This window comes from Scytonema hofmannii PCC 7110, from assembly GCF_000346485.2.
GTDB lineage: Bacteria > Cyanobacteriota > Cyanobacteriia > Cyanobacteriales > Nostocaceae > Scytonema > Scytonema hofmannii.
Genome location: NZ_KQ976354.1, coordinates 10,582,444 through 10,599,601 on the forward strand (window position 1 = coordinate 10,582,444; position 17,158 = coordinate 10,599,601).

Sequence of the window (17,158 nt, forward strand, 5' to 3'; positions counted from 1 at the left end):
AAGGAACGCAATTATGGGTTTAATGAAAGCAGTTCAGGTCAGCAGACCTGGTGGAGATTTTGAAGTTGTCGAACGGGAAATTCCCGAACCCCAACACAATCAAGTCCGCGTCAAAATAGAAGCCTGTGGTATCTGCCATGGTGATGTGTTTGTCAAAGAAGGTTTTTGGCACGGGCTAAAATATCCCCGCATACCAGGTCATGAGATTGTTGGGTCTATTGATAAAGTCGGAGAAGGCGTCACCACTTGGCAGCAAGGGCAACGTGTAGGTGTTGGCTGGCATGGTGGGCATTGTTTCCAGTGTGAACCTTGTCTTCAAGGCGACTTTAGCAATTGCCAAAATTCTGCAATCACAGGAATAGATTTTGATGGCGGTTATGCAGAATATACAGTTGTACCAAGCTCAGCACTCGCTAGCATTCCAGAAGACTTTAGTTCCATTGAAGCAGCACCTTTATTATGTGCTGGAATTACAACCTTTAATGCCTTACGCAATTCTGGAGCAAGAGTAGGTGATATTGTTGCCGTACAAGGAGTCGGCGGATTGGGACATTTAGCCATTCAGTTTGCCCGTAAAATGGGTTTTAAAACGGTGGCAGTATCACGCGGACAAGATAAGAAAAAACTTGCCCTCGAAATGGGTGCTTCTGAATATGTTGACACTGAATTAGTTGATGCTGCACAAGCACTCATTGATATGGGGGGAGCAAAGGTTATCCTAGCCACAGCACCAAATAGCAAAGCAATGTCTTCTTTAGTTAATGGGTTAGCTGTTAATGGCAAGTTGTTAATTGTAGGGGCATCAGGAGAACCATTAGAAATATCTCCAATACAGTTAATTAAAGGCAGAAAATCCGTTCAAGGATGGCATAGCGGACACGCTAAAGATTCAGAAGAAACCTTAAGCTTTTGCATGATAAGTGAAATCCGTCCCTTAATTGAAGTATTTTCATTAGAAAATGTGGCAGAAGCTTACAAACGAATGCTCTACAACAAAGCTCGTTTTCGAGTAGTTTTGCAAATTTCCCCATAGAAAGTATGAAGGATAAAGGATGAAAAATGAGATTCTACCCTTCATACTTTATCCTTCATACTTCGTAATTCATAATTTATACTTCATACTTCACACTTCAATTGGTAAGAACTATGAACGCAATTGATACCGATTTTCTCAGCCAATTTAACGATCTGCCTTTCTTCTCGATACCACAAACTCAGCGACAAAAATTGTTCTCTCATGGTAAATTACGCAAAGTTCAATCTGGTGAAAGATTGATTGAAGAAGGCACCACAGAACCAATTCTTCTCATCCTTTTTGAAGGAGTCTGCCAGGTTCGCAAACTTGCACCAGAACATGAATTGAGCCAATTTCGAGAAGTCACTTTACGGCGTACACTTGCGCCTGCGATTTTTGGTGAAATGTCTTTTATTGAGAGTAGACCTCATTCATCTTCTGTAGTAGCTACAACATCTTGTTTGGTCTGGGAATTGACTTCTGAAGCTTTCCACCGATTTATGGACGGCAATATCAATCTTGGCATAGCGATCAAGCGCAGTTTTACTTATTTGATTGCACAGCGTTTACGCGAGACCGAGACAGCATTAGCCGCTATGCTTACCTATCAAGACGCAGTTTCCTTGAAATACAACGACATCAGTTTTGACGATTGTTCTCACTCCTAACAAGACATGACTATGGCATTCCAATTAACAATTCCAAAAATGGCTTGTTCTGCCTGTGCAAACAAGATTATCAAAGCAATTCAATCCATCGATCCGAACGCTACAGTGCAAACAGAACCAAAACTAAAGCTTGTGAGTGTCGCTACAAAAGTATCAGAAGTCACAATCAGACAAGCACTAGTCACAATTGGTTATCCTGCCATTTAAAAAGTATGAAGATCAAAGATAAAAGAATACAAAGTTTATCTTTTACACTTCACACTTCACACTTCACACTTCACACTTCAAGGAACAAAATAACTTATGGCAACCGTTTCATCTTTATTTCGCAAATACCATCGACAACTATCAATTATGGTATCCTTACCTCTAATGTTGATGGCTTTAACAGGAACTGTTTCACCTATCTTGGAAGAGATGCATTTTGACGCTGCAGTTAAAGTCATCCGTAAAATCCATAGTGGCAAGATTTTTTTTGGTTCTGGTTACGTAGTTTATTCAGCTCTAAGCGGTTTGGCATTGTTAGGGTTACTAGTAACTGGGTTTAGTATGCTACGGATATTTAACGGGCGTAAACATATCAAAAGACAGTGACCAGTGACCAGTGACCAGTGACCGATTAATCTCCATACTCAAAAGTAGGGGATTTAAAGAATGAATCTATTTCTTTTTTTTACCTAAATCAATTTAGTGGCTTTTAAAGTATACGTAATTGGTCATTTGTCACTAGTTACTGCTCACTGGTCACTGCTCACTGCTCACTGCTCACTGGTCACTGCTCACTGCTCACTGGTCACTGGTCACTGCTCACTGATTAATGAGGTTAATCTTACATGGAAACTCTCACCTTAAAATTAAGTGGTATGAGTTGTGCAGCTTGCGCCCACAGTGTTGAAGCAGCAATTAGTTCTGTACCTGGGGTATTGCAGTGCAATGTTAACTTTGGTGCAGAAATTGCTACTGTTCGGTATGAAAAGTGGCGAACTAATTTAGAAAAAATTCAAGCTGCTATCAATGATGCTGGATACTCTTCTTACTCTGGCTCGGATGAGGTCATAAATACTGTTGAAGAGGATGCAAAAAGTGCAGCCTATCTGGCAAAGTCACGCAACCTTACACGCAAATTGATATTTGCCAGTATTCACAGCATCCAAATTCTTTTGGGATCGCTACCACATATGATAGGAATGCACTTATCCTTTGTTCCGTCAGTTTTGAGTAATCATTGGGTACAATTACTATTAGCAACTCCCGTACAATTCTGGTGTGGTGCTTTCTTTTATCGTAATGCCTGGAAAGCTTTTAAACATCGGACAGCAACAATGGATACATTAGTTGTTTTAGGGACGAGCGCAGCTTATTTTTATTCACTATTTGTCACTGTTTTTCCTGAATTGTTTACATCTCACGGTTTAATGGCTGATGTGTATTATGAAGCCGCAACAGTTGTTATTACCTTAATTTTATTAGGTCGGCTGTTGGAACATCATGCTAAAAGTCAAACCTACGAATCTATACGTAAATTGATGGGATTGCAACCAAAAACCGCTTGTATTATCCGCGATAGTGTAGAAATTCATATTCCAATTCAAGAAGTGACTGTTGGTGATGTTATCTTAGTACGTCCAGGAGAAAAAATTCCGGTAGATGGAGAAGTGATTGATGGACTTTCTTCTGTGGATGAAGCCATGATTACAGGTGAAAGTATGCCTGTCAAAAAACAACCACCCGATGAAGTTATTGGTGCTACGATTAATAAAACAGGTTTTTTGATGTTCCGAGCAACACGAGTGGGACGCGATACAGTACTGTCCCAAATCGTTAAGCTAGTGCAAGAAGCCCAAGGTTCAAAAGCACCAATTCAGCGCTTGGCAGATCGAGTGACAGGATGGTTTGTACCAGCAGTTATCGCGATCGCGATCGTCACTTTTCTCATCTGGTTTAGTATTGTAGGTAACCTCACCCTTGCCTTGATAACAGCAATCGGGGTACTGATTATAGCTTGTCCCTGCGCTTTAGGTTTAGCAACTCCCACATCAGTTATGGTAGGAACGGGTATAGGTGCAGAACATGGCATTTTAATCAAAGGGGCTGAAAGCTTAGAACTAGCGCACAAAATAGAAACTATTGTGCTAGATAAAACTGGAACTCTCACAGAGGGAAAGCCAACTGTAACCGACTTTTTCACTACTAAAGGTACGCAAGATAACAACGAACTTAAACTCCTGCAAATGGTTGCGGCGGTAGAACAAGATTCGGAACATCCCTTAGCTGAAGCAATAATTAAGTACGCTAAATCTCAAGGTATTGACACGCGAAAGCTCCAGTCTCTACGAGCCAGGAATTTCCAAGCATTTCCAGGGATGGGTATTCAAGGTGGAGTTTCAGGTTGTTTGCTTCAAATAGGAACACAACGTTGGCTAGAAGAACAAGGTATTAATACATACAGATTCCACAAACAAAAAACAATTTTAGAAGCAACAGGTAAAACCTTAGTGTGGATTGCAGTAGATGGATCGATTCAAGGCTTAGTCGGAATCTCAGATGCTTTAAAACCTTCATCAAAAGAAGTTGTCAGAACGCTCCAAAAAATGGGTTTAGAAGTTATCATGCTGACTGGTGACAATCGTGCATCTGCGATCGCAATGGCTCTACAACTAGGTATCAAGCGAGTGTTTGCAGAAGTTCGACCCAATCAAAAAGCTCAAGTCATTCAGTCTTTGCAGAGTGAGGGATTGGTAAATAAAGACAGGGGATTGGGAAAACCATCGCTCATGGCTAATCGCCCATCACTTGTCGCTATGGTAGGCGATGGTATTAATGATGCACCCGCCCTTGCACAAGCCGATGTTGGGATTGCCATAGGAACCGGGACAGATGTTGCGATCGCCGCTAGCGATATCACCCTCATATCTGGCGACTTAGAAGGAATCATTACAGCGATTCAGTTAAGCCGTGCGACTATTCGCAACATTCGCCAAAATTTGCTTTTTGCCTTCATTTACAACCTTGCTGGAATTCCCATTGCTGCTGGAATTCTCTTTCCTTTCTTTGGATGGTTACTAAATCCAGTTATTGCAGGAGCCGCAATGGCTTTTAGCTCATTTTCTGTCATTACTAATGCCTTACGCCTGCGTTCATTTCAACCCAAAATTTATTTTTAGGTTAGTGGTTATTTGTCATTTAACCACTAACAACTTGACAGGCGAGACGCCTGTCCTACACCACTAATAACTTGACAGGCGAGACGCCTGTCCTACACCACCAACCATTAAAAAAATGAATTTACGACACCGATTTCCCAATTTATCTGTGATTGGTAGCTTGAGTCTTCTTGGCATAGTTACCCAACAACATCCAACTCGCGCTGAAACAGAAATACCTGAAAATATTCCTTTTGAGAAAATTTTCGCTGTGGAAACGAATTTACCTTCTAAGGTATTACCTCCCCCTAGAGCAGTTATATATTCTCGTGAGCAAGCTCAAAAAAATAAGCTCTTTACAGCAGAAGCCGTCATACCTTGCGATTTTTCAAACACCAACTTATTGCAATACTGCTCGGATAAACCGGGTTTCTCACAGCACGAACAACTCTATCCCTTGCCGGATTGCAACTTATTGTGCTTTAATAAAGACTCTGAAAAACGTTCTTCTACTGATTTAGAGTTTTTAAAAGGCCAGGAAAAAATTCCCCAAGAACCCAAATCTAAAAGTCTGGCACAATTAATGATTGAAAAATCAAAGGTTTTGGGAAGGAAAACCACGCAAAAGACTCAAAAGCCAGCAAATTCTTCATCTCCATATTCTTTACGTCCATATAAAAGCAAGAACTCAAAACGAAAATTTTCACGTTCGGACAATCTTACTAATTCTTTAGAATTATTCTCAGAAACTGCTGCGACTCCCCAGTCTTTACAATCATCATCCGAAATGGCTGATTCTACACAAAACTCTTCATCTCAATCTTCTCCTCCTTACTCTTTAGCTGCATACGATCTTGTTGATTCTGTAAAATTCTTCTCTACAGCTTCTCCAACTACCAACTCGTCACAACCCCAAGAAATTGCTGATTCTACAGAAGTACCTACACAGATATCTTCAAAAAAAACTTTCCGTGCGCCTTATTCTTTACGTCCATACAGCTCTAGTTTTACAGAAGAAGAACTTTCTGAAAAAACACCTGCTGTCTTAGAATTAGTTGAACTTTGGGAACCAGAAGATAATATAACTTTCCCTGCTTATCCTACTACCACAGCCCAAATAGAAAGACATAACACCATCTTAGAGCCAAAAAAAAACTCAAAAGAACAAGCCGTTTCAAGCTCAGCTAAAGATTTATCATTAGAACTGACAATAGAAGAAGCCCCCGATACTAGCGTTCCTCCCATTGAACAAACTGTCCGCAGACAAATAGATGCAGTCAAGCGTAAAGATTTGGATAATCGGCAAATTGCAGAAGTTAAGATAACTCCTGTGAGTCAACTAGAGAATCGGCAAAGATCGGAAGTTGATATCACCCCCGTCAGTCAACTGGACGATCTCCAACCATCTGACTGGGCTTTTCAAGCACTTCATTCTTTAAACGATCGCTATGGGATTAATAAAGCCAATCCAAAGGGTGGATTTCGGGGTAACCGAGCATTGACTCGTTATGAATTTGCTAGCGCACTCCAAACAACAATTGAGCAAATCAACGAGCTCGTAGCACAAGGGAGCACCCCAGTTATTTCCCGTGATGATATAGCTCTCTTAGAACGGCTTCAAGAAGAGTTTGCTGCTGAGTTAACTAGGTTGCAGGGACGTGTAGACGCATTAGAGGTTCGTACTTCTGAACTGCAAGCAAACCAGTTTTCGACAACAACCCAGTTAACAGGTCAAGTCATCTTTGGTGTAACGGGAGGTAGTTTTAGTGGCGATCGCATCGTTGACGTGACCGGTAGAGAGATTACGACAAAACAACCTAATACGACCTTTGTTTATCGAGCCGCCTTAGATTTTAACACGAGTTTTAGTGGTTCCGATTTGTTGAAAATTCGATTGGATGCAGGAAGCGATGGTGCAGATGATAACGCTGCAGGATTTCTTGAACCCAGTCTTGGTAGCGTCTTAGATTTTGCCGCAAAACCTCCAGTAGAACAATTTGGTATTTCCCGCCTCTTTTATACCTTCTCTCCCCTCAAAAACGTAACTCTTTCCCTCGGTCCAAAGATAGTTCTTAGCGACTACATAGACACAAATCGCTACGCCAACCTTAGCTTTTTAGATTTTTCCACTCAAGCATTTGTTAACAACTATCTTCTGTTTCCAGTTCAGGGCTTGGGTGCAGGTGCTGTCATTAGTTGGAACCCAGGCGATGGTCCATTTACAGCACGAGCAGGTTATATAGCGGCTGCTGCTAATGAACCCACTTCAAGAGATTCGACCTCCTTTGTTCCTGGTCTTTTTCCAATAGGGTACACTCTTTACCCTAATGGAGGTAGTACTGGGGGATTGTTTGGCGACCCTTACCAAGGGATAGCTGAAGTAGAATATGCACCTGCTAAAAACTTCGCAGTTCGTCTCCAGTATGCCTTTGGTAATATTTTAGGTGGACAATTTAATGTCTTTGGAGCCAACTTTGAATTCGCTTTTTCAGATCGAGTTGCTGTCTTTGGGCGCTATGGTCACGCTAGTTATAAAGACACAACCTTTGGCGACATCAACCCCAGTTATTGGATGCTGGGTCTAGCTTTTCCTGACCTATTTGTACGTGGGGCTAAAGCAGGGATTGCTGTTGGTCAGCCTTTCATTTCTCGTGATGTTGGCAATGCCACTCAAACTAATTTTGAAGCTTTTTACAACTATCCTATCAGCAACAATATTCAAATTACCCCAGTCGTACAGGTCATTACAAACCCAGGCAATCAGGAAAGCAATGGTACCGTTTTTACAGGTACACTCCGCACAGTGTTTTCTTTCTAAGGTTAGTTGTTAGTGGTTAGTTGTTAGTGGTTAGTTGTTAGTGGTTAGTTGTTAGTGGTTAGTTGTTAGTGGTTAGTTGTTAGTGGTTAGTTCTCTAGCATTTTACCATTATTTTACCGGAAAGTTGACAGGAGTTTAGAAGAAAGTCATCATGCGCTCAAAGCACTCAGTGTAGTAGTAGCTGCTAAGGAAGTTGATCGCAAACAAAGCAGGCATACAAATTAAAAAAGTATTTACCAGTCAATCCGCTTTCTAAAAAGTCTGTATTATATGAAACACAATTCACTGAAAATTCCTCTAACTGTTGCGATCGGTAGTATGGCTCTAGTAACAACTCCGGTGTATGCTGCCAATCCCGCACATATAGAGCAACTGCTGACAACAAAAAAGTGTATTAAATGCGATTTATCACAAGCTAAGCTGCGAGGAGCCGATCTAGATTATGCCAATCTTCAGGACACTAACTTATCAGGAGCTATTCTATCAGGAGCTAACCTTCAGTATGCCAACTTTCAAAACGCTAACTTGTCAGGCTCTGACCTGACACAAGCTAACTTGTCGCAAGCCAATTTGTCATCTGCAAATCTTCAGAAAGCTAACCTTTCCCAAGTGAACTTGTCATCAGCAAGTCTTCAACAAACAAATCTATCGCAAGCCAATCTTTTGCAAGCTAATTTATCGCGAGCTATCTTTTGGCAAGCAAACCTACGAAAAGCTAACTTATCCAAAGCAAACTTGTGGCAAGCAAACCTGTCAGTTGTAGGTAGCCTTCAACAAGCTAATTTCACAGGAGCTAAGCTATGGCAAGCCAATCTACGACAAGCAAATCTACGGGAAGCGAACTTTACACAAGCCGATCTCTCACAAGCAGATCTAACATCAGCAAGTATTCAGAAAACCAAGCTGTGGTATGCTAACTTGTCGCAATCCGTTCTTGAGGGAGTTAACCTTCAAGACGCAGACCTTGAGGAAACTAACCTTCAGGGAGCAAAAATGCCCAATGGTGAAATTTATTCTTCTTCACCTGCTCCCAGTATACCTATTCTTCATCTTCTTCTCAGCACTTTTAGCATTTTTGGGGCGGCGATCGCATTTTGGCGGTTGGCAAAAAGTTAATAAAAGGTTAGTTGTGTAGGACAGGCGTCTCGCCTGTCATGGTTAATGGTTAGTTGTGTAGGACAGGCGTCTCGCCTGTCATAGTTAGTGGTTAGTTGTGTAGGACAGGCGTCTCGCCTGTCATGGTTAATGGTTAGTTGTGTAGGACAGGCGTCTCGCCTGTCATAGTTAGTGGTTATACCAAAGCGAACTGCATAAGTTCAGGTGGCTTACACCTATAAGCAGTTGTTCCGCTTTGTGTTTACATTTTGAAATAATATGGAAAGTAATCTTTTAGATTCGCAGATCAAAGACTTCCTTTTTGGTAAATGGCGATTTGAAACAAGTCGAGGAGGTTTTATGCTGATCTTAAAAGATGATTATACTTATGAACAAACTTGGAATCAAAAAACATCGGTTATCAATGAACTGATGCAATTACCTTTCGGTAATAAAACGATTGGTGAATGGTATGTAGAAAACGCTACCTTATTTTTGAAGTATAAAAACACACCCCATTCTGTTTTGAATATTGATTTTTTTCCAATGTCTATTACAACTGTTCTAAACAGCACTCTTAGTTTCTTTATTCCTGATACATATAGAATACTGACGATTATCGATCAAAGACGTATTTATATGCAGTGTGAGGAAACTGATGATTCGTTTATTGCTATCAGGGATTGAATGTAATACGTAAATTGCTTACGTTATCAAAAATTTTTTTATCCGTCATGAGAAAAATTTCATGATTTTTTCATCATTGTTTCATGTAATAGCGAAATTATTATTAGTATGCAAACGCAAACAGACTGAACTACTATCTCCCATATGCCGTAATGCAGTTATCAGGTATGGGTTTTTTCTGTTGCTAGCAATAAAGTGAACAACCAGCCTTAGAGCCTGTGCCAGGAACTCTTTTTTGGACGTGACGGGGATTGAAATACATCAAACCCCTGTTCAACCCTAGCGCGGGCTTTTTTGTGCTGGGCGATCGCCAATCCTAAGTAGAGTTAGCCCGCAGTCACTACAAAATCCTACAAATTGCACTGAGAGTCAAACGGTTGTCACGCCTATGTGTAGTACGTTTGTAGTACAAGGGAGGGGTTGACTACCAAAATCCACTCTGTTGCGGCTATGTTTGTAATCCGCTATGGCGACCCCACAGAAAAAACATCCTTTGACATAGACTATAATGGTTGGCTAAAGCAAAATGGGTACAAGCAATTACCCGTTTTCACTCACAGCACTACCGACGATGAATTTTTGCTATTTGAAGGAAAGAGCGAAAAATTAGCTGTATATACGCACTCGCAATCTGGCGACTTCTTGTATTACGATATTCCTTCTTGGGACGATGCTTTAAACTTATTCAAGAAGTTCGCTCAACAAACAAGTATTGAGAAATAGAGCGGTAGATCCCGCCCAAAAAATTTTACCGTAATGAACCCAAATTTTTGTGCGTATGCTGGAAACGTTATGATTATTGAGAACTAGAGCATCGGTACAGAAATCACACTCAACCCGGTTTTTCCGAGTTGAGCCTACGACATATCAAGCTTGACCACAGAGAGAAACCGGGTTTTTTGCCTCCTTTTGGAATACTGTACTGGCGCTCTAGAGCCTGTGATTAACCTCACAAAAGCTTATTTTCGTATTAAATCCCAAACATTACGCTTAACTAAGCAGCGAGGGGTGGTTGGGAGGGTTTCAAATTTTTATTCCTAAGCTACTTATCAAACATTTGCTGTTGCATCCTGAAAGCGATTGGATGTTAACGTTGATGATTGAACTCCAGTTAAAATGGCAAGAATTTTCTGAGTGCTACTTTCAAAAATAAACGTGTTGTCAAGGATTTGAGTTATGGATAACTGAGCGTAAGTTAAACCGCCTACCAACCCAATGATGTCATACTCTTGGAAGTCGTTAATGGTATCAGTACCCTCATTTGAAGACACAACAAAAACATCATTGCCTTGTCCTCCTGTAAGGTAATCATTACCTTCTCCTCCCCAAATCAGGTCAAACCCATCGTTACCCCATATCTTATCGTTGCCAGCATCACCGTATAGCTTGTCGTCTCCGTCGCCGCCAAAGATGAGATCGCTACCATTAGCACCTTTTACCGTATCGTTGTTCTCAGAGGTAACATCGGCTACAGATATGATTTCGTCACCGAATACAGTATCTTCGCCCTCGCCAGCATTTATCGTGTCAGAACCCAGTTTGCCGATAATAGTTTCATTCCCTGCTAACCCAGAGATTTCATCGCTTCCATCAGTTCCTACTAAGGTATTTGGACTAGCATCATTAGCCGCAATAGTGAGAGTCGTTGTGTTGATTGTGCCAACAACCGCACCTTGAATAGTGCCAAAGTTAAACACTATTGTTTCGTCGTTCTCTGGTAAGTTATCGGCTTTGATCGTGATATTAAGTTGTTGTGTTAATGCTGTACCTGTGACTCCGGGATTAAAACTGAGAGTTGTCGGAGCAAAGGAATAGTCATTGTCTGATGTGGCGGTGCTACTTGAACTGATAGCTATAGGAACAGTCACAGTAGTGGATGGAATGCTATCTAGGGTAACGGGAATAGTCACTGTCGTATCGCTATTACCTTCTGTCTTGTGATAGCTAGCCGCACCAAAACTAACTTTGGAAGGATAGGGATTAACTTCAAATGCACCAATGTCAACTGTACCGTCAACAATTCGCGGATTGCCTCGTTGATCCGTCGTCAGTACACCCGTATTATCACCTGCATTAATAGCTGGACTACCTTGAAGTAGGGCATGAGTTAGGGTAGAACCACCGTTATCAGCTAGAGGTGCAAGCAGAGGGTTCGTATTTTGTAAATCACCTGTTGATGTAAAACCAGCGTCTGTACCGCTTTCTATGTTATGCCCAAAGGATACGATTTTACCATTACCTGGAGCGGCAAAATTTTGTTCGCCATCATCATTTTTATTTCCTGCTAAGATAGAATTTTTGATATTTACGGTCAACGTGATGAGATCGATACCACCTCCACCAGCACTTGAAAAGTTATTGTAAATAGTGGTGTTGGAAATGTTGACAGTACCAGTAGCTATTACATCCGCGATAGCACCTCCACCAAACTTAGCTGTATTACCACTGATAGTACTGTTGGCAATACTGAAGCCCGTTGCAGCACCAATACCTCCACCTACAACTTGAGCAGTATTCCCACTAATGGTGCTGTTGGAGATCGTTAATGTGCCTTCGTTATAGATACCACCCCCCGTCTGAGTCACCTGATTGTCACTAATGATGCTATCTGCGATCGCTAATGTGCCTTCGTTATAGATACCCCCACCAAATTCGCTATTTCCATTGGTGAGAGTCAACCCTTCAATATTGACTGTCTGACCGTTATTAATGGTTAAGATACTGTAATCTCCCCCTGAGTTTCGGCGAATTGTTAAATTTTTCGCCCCTGTGGAGTTAATAATATTGACGCTATCAGTAAGGTTGGGGAGTGCTGAAGCTAAGTTAACGATCGCACTTGTAGGTAAACTAAAGACAATATCCTGAGTTCCAGAAGTGCTGTTGGAATTAAGAATTGCTTGTCGTAAAGAACCAACACCACTGTCGTTGGTGTTAGTGACAATAAACTGACTGAGGACTTCACCATAGGCTTCCATTACCTCAGATTGAAACGCTAGAGATGCTTCAATCGACCCAGTAACAACTTCTAAATTCCAATCCCCGCCCAAAGCAGCATTTCCCGTTAAATCATCTGATGCAATAATATCGGCACCTGTTAACTGGCTGAGTTGCAGTATAAAAGTTTTTCCCTCCTCCCCAAATGCCACATCGCAACCATAAAGCAAAATATCAGCATCATCACTTAAAGCCTTTGCCCAATGCTGCAAATCCTTGTCATGGGATTTCAGAGTATCGCTGTTCAGTTGCGTTGAACCCAGTTGCAAACCAGCTTTTATACCGTGGGAAGTCAAATGAATTGATTTGACGACTCCACCTTCTTTAAGAAAGGGATTGGTTTGTAGGAACTCACTGATTTGTGCAACCCCGTCTTTTGTTGAATCTAGGATAACGACTTGATGGTCTGACTTAACGCTAGCTATCAAGTTTTGGTAATTGAGAACGGTCGGATCTATAAAAACAAGATTTAATTCTTGAATATGATTATTTTGTTGTGTCATGATTACTTTTTCTTAATAAAATAATGCAATACTTATTTTTTTCACTCCACATATCACAATTTATGCTGTGTGCCAGTTAATAACTAGCGTATCGGTACGGAAAAAAGCATCAAGATTCAATTAAGAGATAGATATTGGTTGAAATGAAGTCCCGGCAAGGTTGTCTTCATCCAAAATCCAAAATTATGACTTGTTGGAAGGCGCTAAAGAGGAATTGGGGACTTCCAAGAAATAATTCTCCATCTTGTGGGGCGGGCGTCCTCGCCTGCTTTCCAAGTGCTGAGGCTTGCCTGCTTTCCAAGTGCTGAGGCTTGCCTGCTTTCCAAGTGCTGAGGCTTGCCTGCTTTCCAAGTGCTGACGGGCGAGACGCCCGTACCACAAGAGATATTTGAAGACTTTTTTATTTGGAAGTCCCTTGGGAACAAGACGATAGGCGGTGAGTGCGATTAATTTTTGTATCAATAATGCCCAAAATCCTGAATTCCTCACAACTTCCTCACAACGATCTCCTAAATTTTGAATGAGAGCGGAAAATTGTTGCAATTTATACGGCTTATCAACTGTGAATAAAAAGGTTGGTAATGAGGATGATGCAAGCTAGAAAGCCTAATTGGCTCTTAATTACAAAGAATATTTATTCTGAGGATAGGGGTTCTGGTAGGAAATCCATATTTAGTATAAAAAAAGAGTAGTGTTCCGCTTGCCATTTACGAAAATCTAAGGTATTTGCAAGGCGCAAAGTCCGAAAGAAAAGCTTTGCGACGAGTCCGCCTTGGTATGAAACTTTTTCAAGAATTCCTCAGCTGGTCACTTACCTTAAATGTCCGAACGGTGGCTTGCAATTGCTGGGAAATATCGACTGTCTTTTGTAAAGATGAAGAAACTTGACGTGAAGAATTGCTAGTCATTTCTGAGACTTTGGCAATTTCTTGGATCAAATTCGAGACTTCTTTGGAGGTTTGTACCTGAGAGACTGTCGCCGTAGAAATGGAATGTACCAATAGATCGATTTGGCGACACACATCTAAAATATGATTCAAACTTTGTTTGGTATTTTGAACGAGACGAGTTCCTTCAACGACCTGTGTTGTCCCCAACTCCATGGCTTTGACAACTTGGCTGGTTTCACGTTGGATATTAGCCACAATTTCTTCGATTTCGGAAGTCGCCGCAGTACTTTGCGCTGCCAGTACAGTGATTTCTTCAGCAATGACGGCAAAACCTTGAGCATCTTCACCTGCACGATTCGCTTCAATACCAGTGTTAATAGCGAGCAAGTTGGTTTGCATCGCTATTTGGTTGATTAATCCTACGACGCGAGAGATTTGTTGTGAAGATTCACCAAGTCTTTTGACTTTTTTGGCAGTTTCTCCTACGGTTTCTCGCAAGGACAGAATATTTTCTACTGTCAAATCCATTGCTATACCACCAGTTTCAGCTGCATGATAGGCAGTCCGAGCAACTTCTGCGGCTTGTTTAGCACTTTTTGATACGGCTGTAATGGAGAGCTTCATTTGGTCAATAGTATCTAGGGTATGACCGATTTCTTTGGTTTGTTTGAGCGATTGCGTTGCTAATTGACTCATGGCTCCAGAATTCTCTGCGATCGCCGCATTCACTTCAGTCGCAGCCACTTTCACTTGAATCACAATTTCTCGCAAATTCTCCAGTATAGAGTTAAAAAAGTCAGCTACAGTGCCAATTTCTCCGGAGGTAACATCAGCGCGTACAGTCAAATCGCCTCTAGATGCAGCTTCTACATCATCAATAAGTTTTAGCAATTGTAGTTGCAGCCTTTCTTTTTGTTGACGTTGTTCTCTAGAGACTTGTTCTGCTGTCAAACGTCCTTTTTCTGCTTGAGCTAAAAGATTGGTTCTCTCCAAAGCTAAGCCCACAATTCTGACAAATTGCTCAAACAAATCTACTTCGGATTGCTGCCACAGACGCGGTTGCGAACATTGATGGGCAATTAATAAACCAAACAATTTGTCACCCAGTAGAATGGGGGCTACTAAATTGGCTTTCACCTCAAAGGTTTCTAGTTGTTGAATGTAACATTCAGATAAATTTGCTTGATAAATATTGCTAATTGCTACAACACGACCTTGTTGATACTTTTCGGCATAATCTTTTAAACAAGGATCTGAAATCTCTGCCCCAAGAAAACAAGACCAACCATCTGCAACTGATTCTGCAATAACGCTTCCTTGAAAATTTTCATCTATCTTGTAAATGACAGTTCGATCTGCCTTCAAAGCTTTTCGGATAGTTTGAACTGCAAAATTGTAAATTTCTTGTGAGTTGTGAGTGTTAGACAAGTGAATAGCAAGGTCTTTCAATGTTTGTGTCACTTCCAACAAACTCACTCGTTCTAAAGTCAATCCTACTTGAATTGCCAACTGCCTTAAAAAATTAATTTCGTAGGGTTGCCACAAATGAGGTTCTTGGCAGTGATGGGCAATTAAAAATCCAAAGATGTAATTGTCTTTGATAATTGGGGTGACTAAATTTGCTTTGATTTGCAATCGTTTTAACAACTTGAGGTGGTCGAAGGAAAAGCCTGCTTCCAAAACATTATTAGTAGCCAATACGCGACCTTTGCTATAAGCTTCTATGATTTCTCGGTCAATACAACTATCTTCAATTGTCTTTTGTAAAGCAACAGGGAAGCCTAAATCTACTGACTCAGCTATAACTTTTCCACCTCCTTCGGTGTAAAATTGATAAATAACAACTCGGTCGGCTTTGAGAGCAATTCTTGCTTCTTTAACTGTTGTGTTAAACAATTCTGCTGAATCTAATGACTGACGAATTGAAAGCAAGACATTTGTAAAAACTTTTAAGCGTTCGGCTTCCTCAGTTTGTTCTTGTAACAGAAGTTGCAGTTGATCTGCCATTAGATTAATGTTAGAACCCAAGATGGCAAGTTCATCTTTGCCTTCAATAGCAATTCGGGTATCAAGATTCCCCTGTCCTAATTTCTTGACAGCTGTACTAGCAGTTACAATTGGATACACGAGCCGGTTAGCAAAAATGGCTGAAATTCCCCCAACAATCAATGCTGTTACTAATGTTCCAATCTGGAAGACTAGCAATAAATCTCTTTGTGCGGCTAGGGCTGTTGCTGGATTTGTACTTAAAACAAGTTTCCATTTCAAATCTGGCAACTTTTCTAGTTTTTGCCAAGGGACATAAGTTATAAGTTCCTCGACATTTTCTTGTTTGTTAAAAAGAATTGCTGTTGTCACTTTTTCGCTGTCAGACATCTGCTTCCAGTTAGGAATTTTATCTCGTGCATATTTACCGACAGAGGCTCCATCTCTACACAAGAAAATTCTCCCATAAGTATCTACTAAATGGTAATTATCCTGACTTGTTTGTGTGGTGAAAACAACAGATTCTAAATATTTTAAAGGGATAATCGCTCGGATAATATGAAGAATTTCTCCTGTATTGTTTTTGATAGGCAATGCTAAATATATTTTGCCCAATTCTGGATCTTTTGTTTCTATAGGCTGACTAATGTAAGGCGATCGCGTTTTGAGGACTGCTTGAAAATAGTTCTCATTTTTTTGATTGGAAATTAACTGCCCTTTTGATGCTGCGATCGCATTCCCATTAATATCCAGTATGGCAATACTCTCATAGCTTTTTTCACTGTCTAGATAATCATTTAGTTTTGTTTCTATCTGCGTGCGGTTTATCCCTTCATTGAATTTCCCATTTGACAGAGATATTAGCTGAGCGATGATTTGAAGATTGTCATAACTTCTCAGCATAAATCTGTTGGCGCTGTCTGCTAGCAACCTAGCTTTATCTTGCTTGTTATTGGATATCTCTCTTGTTGTTGATTGGTTGACCATTTGGTAGGTTAGCATTCCAATAACGAACACTGGCAAAGTACCGATAGCAAAAGCAAAAGCGATCGCTTTTGTCCGTAAACTTGCACGTTGGAACCAAGAAGTCAAACGACGGGCGTAAAAATCTGGCCTGTTGGTCTGCATATCATTGTTTTCCTTTAATCTGCCAACTTCTCTGCCATAAGGAGGATGTTTTTTAAAGTCGCGATCGCGATACTAGATGCTATAAGGGAAATAGTGAGTACTTGTTTCAGCAATAGTTCTTCAAGCCAATACTGTCTGAGTTGTGAACTTTTCAGGACAAAAATTGCAATCTATACACAGGCGTTGCTTGTTAACAATTATTCTCATAATCAGTTTAAAAAAGTAGCTTAC

12 protein-coding genes are annotated in these 17,158 nt (G+C 40.8%); 9 read left to right on the top strand and 3 right to left on the bottom strand.

What is annotated here, in order from left to right; translation table 11 throughout:
• Nucleotides 1-13: 13 nt before the first annotated feature.
• From WA1_RS44615 to WA1_RS44655, 9 genes are all read left to right on the top strand, one after another.
• A complete protein-coding gene (locus WA1_RS44615; protein ID WP_017744824.1) occupies nucleotides 14-1,033 on the top strand; it encodes an alcohol dehydrogenase in 1,020 nt (339 codons plus the stop codon).
• A gap of 113 nt (nucleotides 1,034-1,146) precedes the next feature.
• The gene (locus tag WA1_RS44620; RefSeq protein ID WP_017744825.1) at nucleotides 1,147-1,683 is read left to right on the top strand and encodes a Crp/Fnr family transcriptional regulator; all 537 of its coding nucleotides are present in this window, start codon (nucleotides 1,147-1,149) and stop codon (nucleotides 1,681-1,683) included.
• Between the two features lie 12 nt (nucleotides 1,684-1,695).
• The gene (locus WA1_RS44625; RefSeq protein WP_017744826.1) at nucleotides 1,696-1,890 is read left to right on the top strand and encodes a heavy-metal-associated domain-containing protein; all 195 of its coding nucleotides are present in this window, start codon (nucleotides 1,696-1,698) and stop codon (nucleotides 1,888-1,890) included.
• Nucleotides 1,891-1,986: 96 nt separating this feature from the next.
• A complete protein-coding gene (locus tag WA1_RS44630) occupies nucleotides 1,987-2,277 on the top strand; it encodes a hypothetical protein (RefSeq protein ID WP_017744827.1) in 291 nt (96 codons plus the stop codon).
• Nucleotides 2,278-2,516: 239 nt separating this feature from the next.
• Nucleotides 2,517-4,847 carry a heavy metal translocating P-type ATPase gene (locus tag WA1_RS44635; protein ID WP_017744828.1) on the top strand — a complete coding sequence of 777 codons (2,331 nt, stop codon included), beginning with the start codon at nucleotides 2,517-2,519 and terminating at the stop codon, nucleotides 4,845-4,847.
• A 115-nt stretch (nucleotides 4,848-4,962) separates the two neighbouring features.
• A complete protein-coding gene (locus WA1_RS44640) occupies nucleotides 4,963-7,644 on the top strand; it encodes an iron uptake porin (RefSeq protein WP_017744829.1) in 2,682 nt (893 codons plus the stop codon).
• 270 nt (nucleotides 7,645-7,914) lie between these two features.
• Nucleotides 7,915-8,760, top strand: a complete 846-nt coding sequence (locus tag WA1_RS44645) for a pentapeptide repeat-containing protein (protein ID WP_017744830.1) — start codon at nucleotides 7,915-7,917, stop codon at nucleotides 8,758-8,760.
• A 258-nt stretch (nucleotides 8,761-9,018) separates the two neighbouring features.
• On the top strand, nucleotides 9,019-9,426 hold the full coding sequence (locus WA1_RS44650; RefSeq protein ID WP_017744831.1) for a hypothetical protein: 408 nt from the start codon (nucleotides 9,019-9,021) through the stop codon (nucleotides 9,424-9,426).
• Nucleotides 9,427-9,846: 420 nt separating this feature from the next.
• Nucleotides 9,847-10,149 carry a hypothetical protein gene (locus WA1_RS44655; protein ID WP_148662892.1) on the top strand — a complete coding sequence of 101 codons (303 nt, stop codon included), beginning with the start codon at nucleotides 9,847-9,849 and terminating at the stop codon, nucleotides 10,147-10,149.
• 326 nt (nucleotides 10,150-10,475) lie between these two features.
• Here WA1_RS44655 and WA1_RS44660 read toward each other — a convergent pair whose 3' ends face one another.
• The 3 genes from WA1_RS44660 to WA1_RS44670 form a co-directional block, all read right to left on the bottom strand.
• Nucleotides 10,476-12,923, bottom strand: a complete 2,448-nt coding sequence (locus tag WA1_RS44660) for a DUF4347 domain-containing protein (RefSeq protein ID WP_017744833.1) — start codon at nucleotides 12,921-12,923, stop codon at nucleotides 10,476-10,478.
• A 183-nt stretch (nucleotides 12,924-13,106) separates the two neighbouring features.
• Nucleotides 13,107-13,466, bottom strand: a complete 360-nt coding sequence (locus WA1_RS44665) for a hypothetical protein (RefSeq protein WP_066613266.1) — start codon at nucleotides 13,464-13,466, stop codon at nucleotides 13,107-13,109.
• A gap of 245 nt (nucleotides 13,467-13,711) precedes the next feature.
• Nucleotides 13,712-16,927 (bottom strand): GAF domain-containing protein, encoded by a 3,216-nt coding sequence (locus WA1_RS44670; protein ID WP_017744834.1) that lies wholly within the window; start codon nucleotides 16,925-16,927, stop codon nucleotides 13,712-13,714.
• Nucleotides 16,928-17,158 lie beyond the last annotated feature (231 nt).

Bases quoted from the DNA above. Each gene is read 5' to 3' on its own strand.
- WA1_RS44615 (WP_017744824.1), top strand. From the start codon at position 14: ATGGGTTTAATGAAAGCAGTTCAGGTCAGCAGACCTGGTGGAGATTTT.
- WA1_RS44620 (WP_017744825.1), top strand. From the start codon at position 1,147: ATGAACGCAATTGATACCGATTTTCTCAGCCAATTTAACGATCTGCCT.
- WA1_RS44625 (WP_017744826.1), top strand. From the start codon at position 1,696: ATGGCATTCCAATTAACAATTCCAAAAATGGCTTGTTCTGCCTGTGCA.
- WA1_RS44630 (WP_017744827.1), top strand. From the start codon at position 1,987: ATGGCAACCGTTTCATCTTTATTTCGCAAATACCATCGACAACTATCA.
- WA1_RS44635 (WP_017744828.1), top strand. From the start codon at position 2,517: ATGGAAACTCTCACCTTAAAATTAAGTGGTATGAGTTGTGCAGCTTGC.
- WA1_RS44640 (WP_017744829.1), top strand. From the start codon at position 4,963: ATGAATTTACGACACCGATTTCCCAATTTATCTGTGATTGGTAGCTTG.
- WA1_RS44645 (WP_017744830.1), top strand. From the start codon at position 7,915: ATGAAACACAATTCACTGAAAATTCCTCTAACTGTTGCGATCGGTAGT.
- WA1_RS44650 (WP_017744831.1), top strand. From the start codon at position 9,019: ATGGAAAGTAATCTTTTAGATTCGCAGATCAAAGACTTCCTTTTTGGT.
- WA1_RS44660 (WP_017744833.1), bottom strand. From the start codon at position 12,923: ATGACACAACAAAATAATCATATTCAAGAATTAAATCTTGTTTTTATA.
- WA1_RS44670 (WP_017744834.1), bottom strand. From the start codon at position 16,927: ATGCAGACCAACAGGCCAGATTTTTACGCCCGTCGTTTGACTTCTTGG.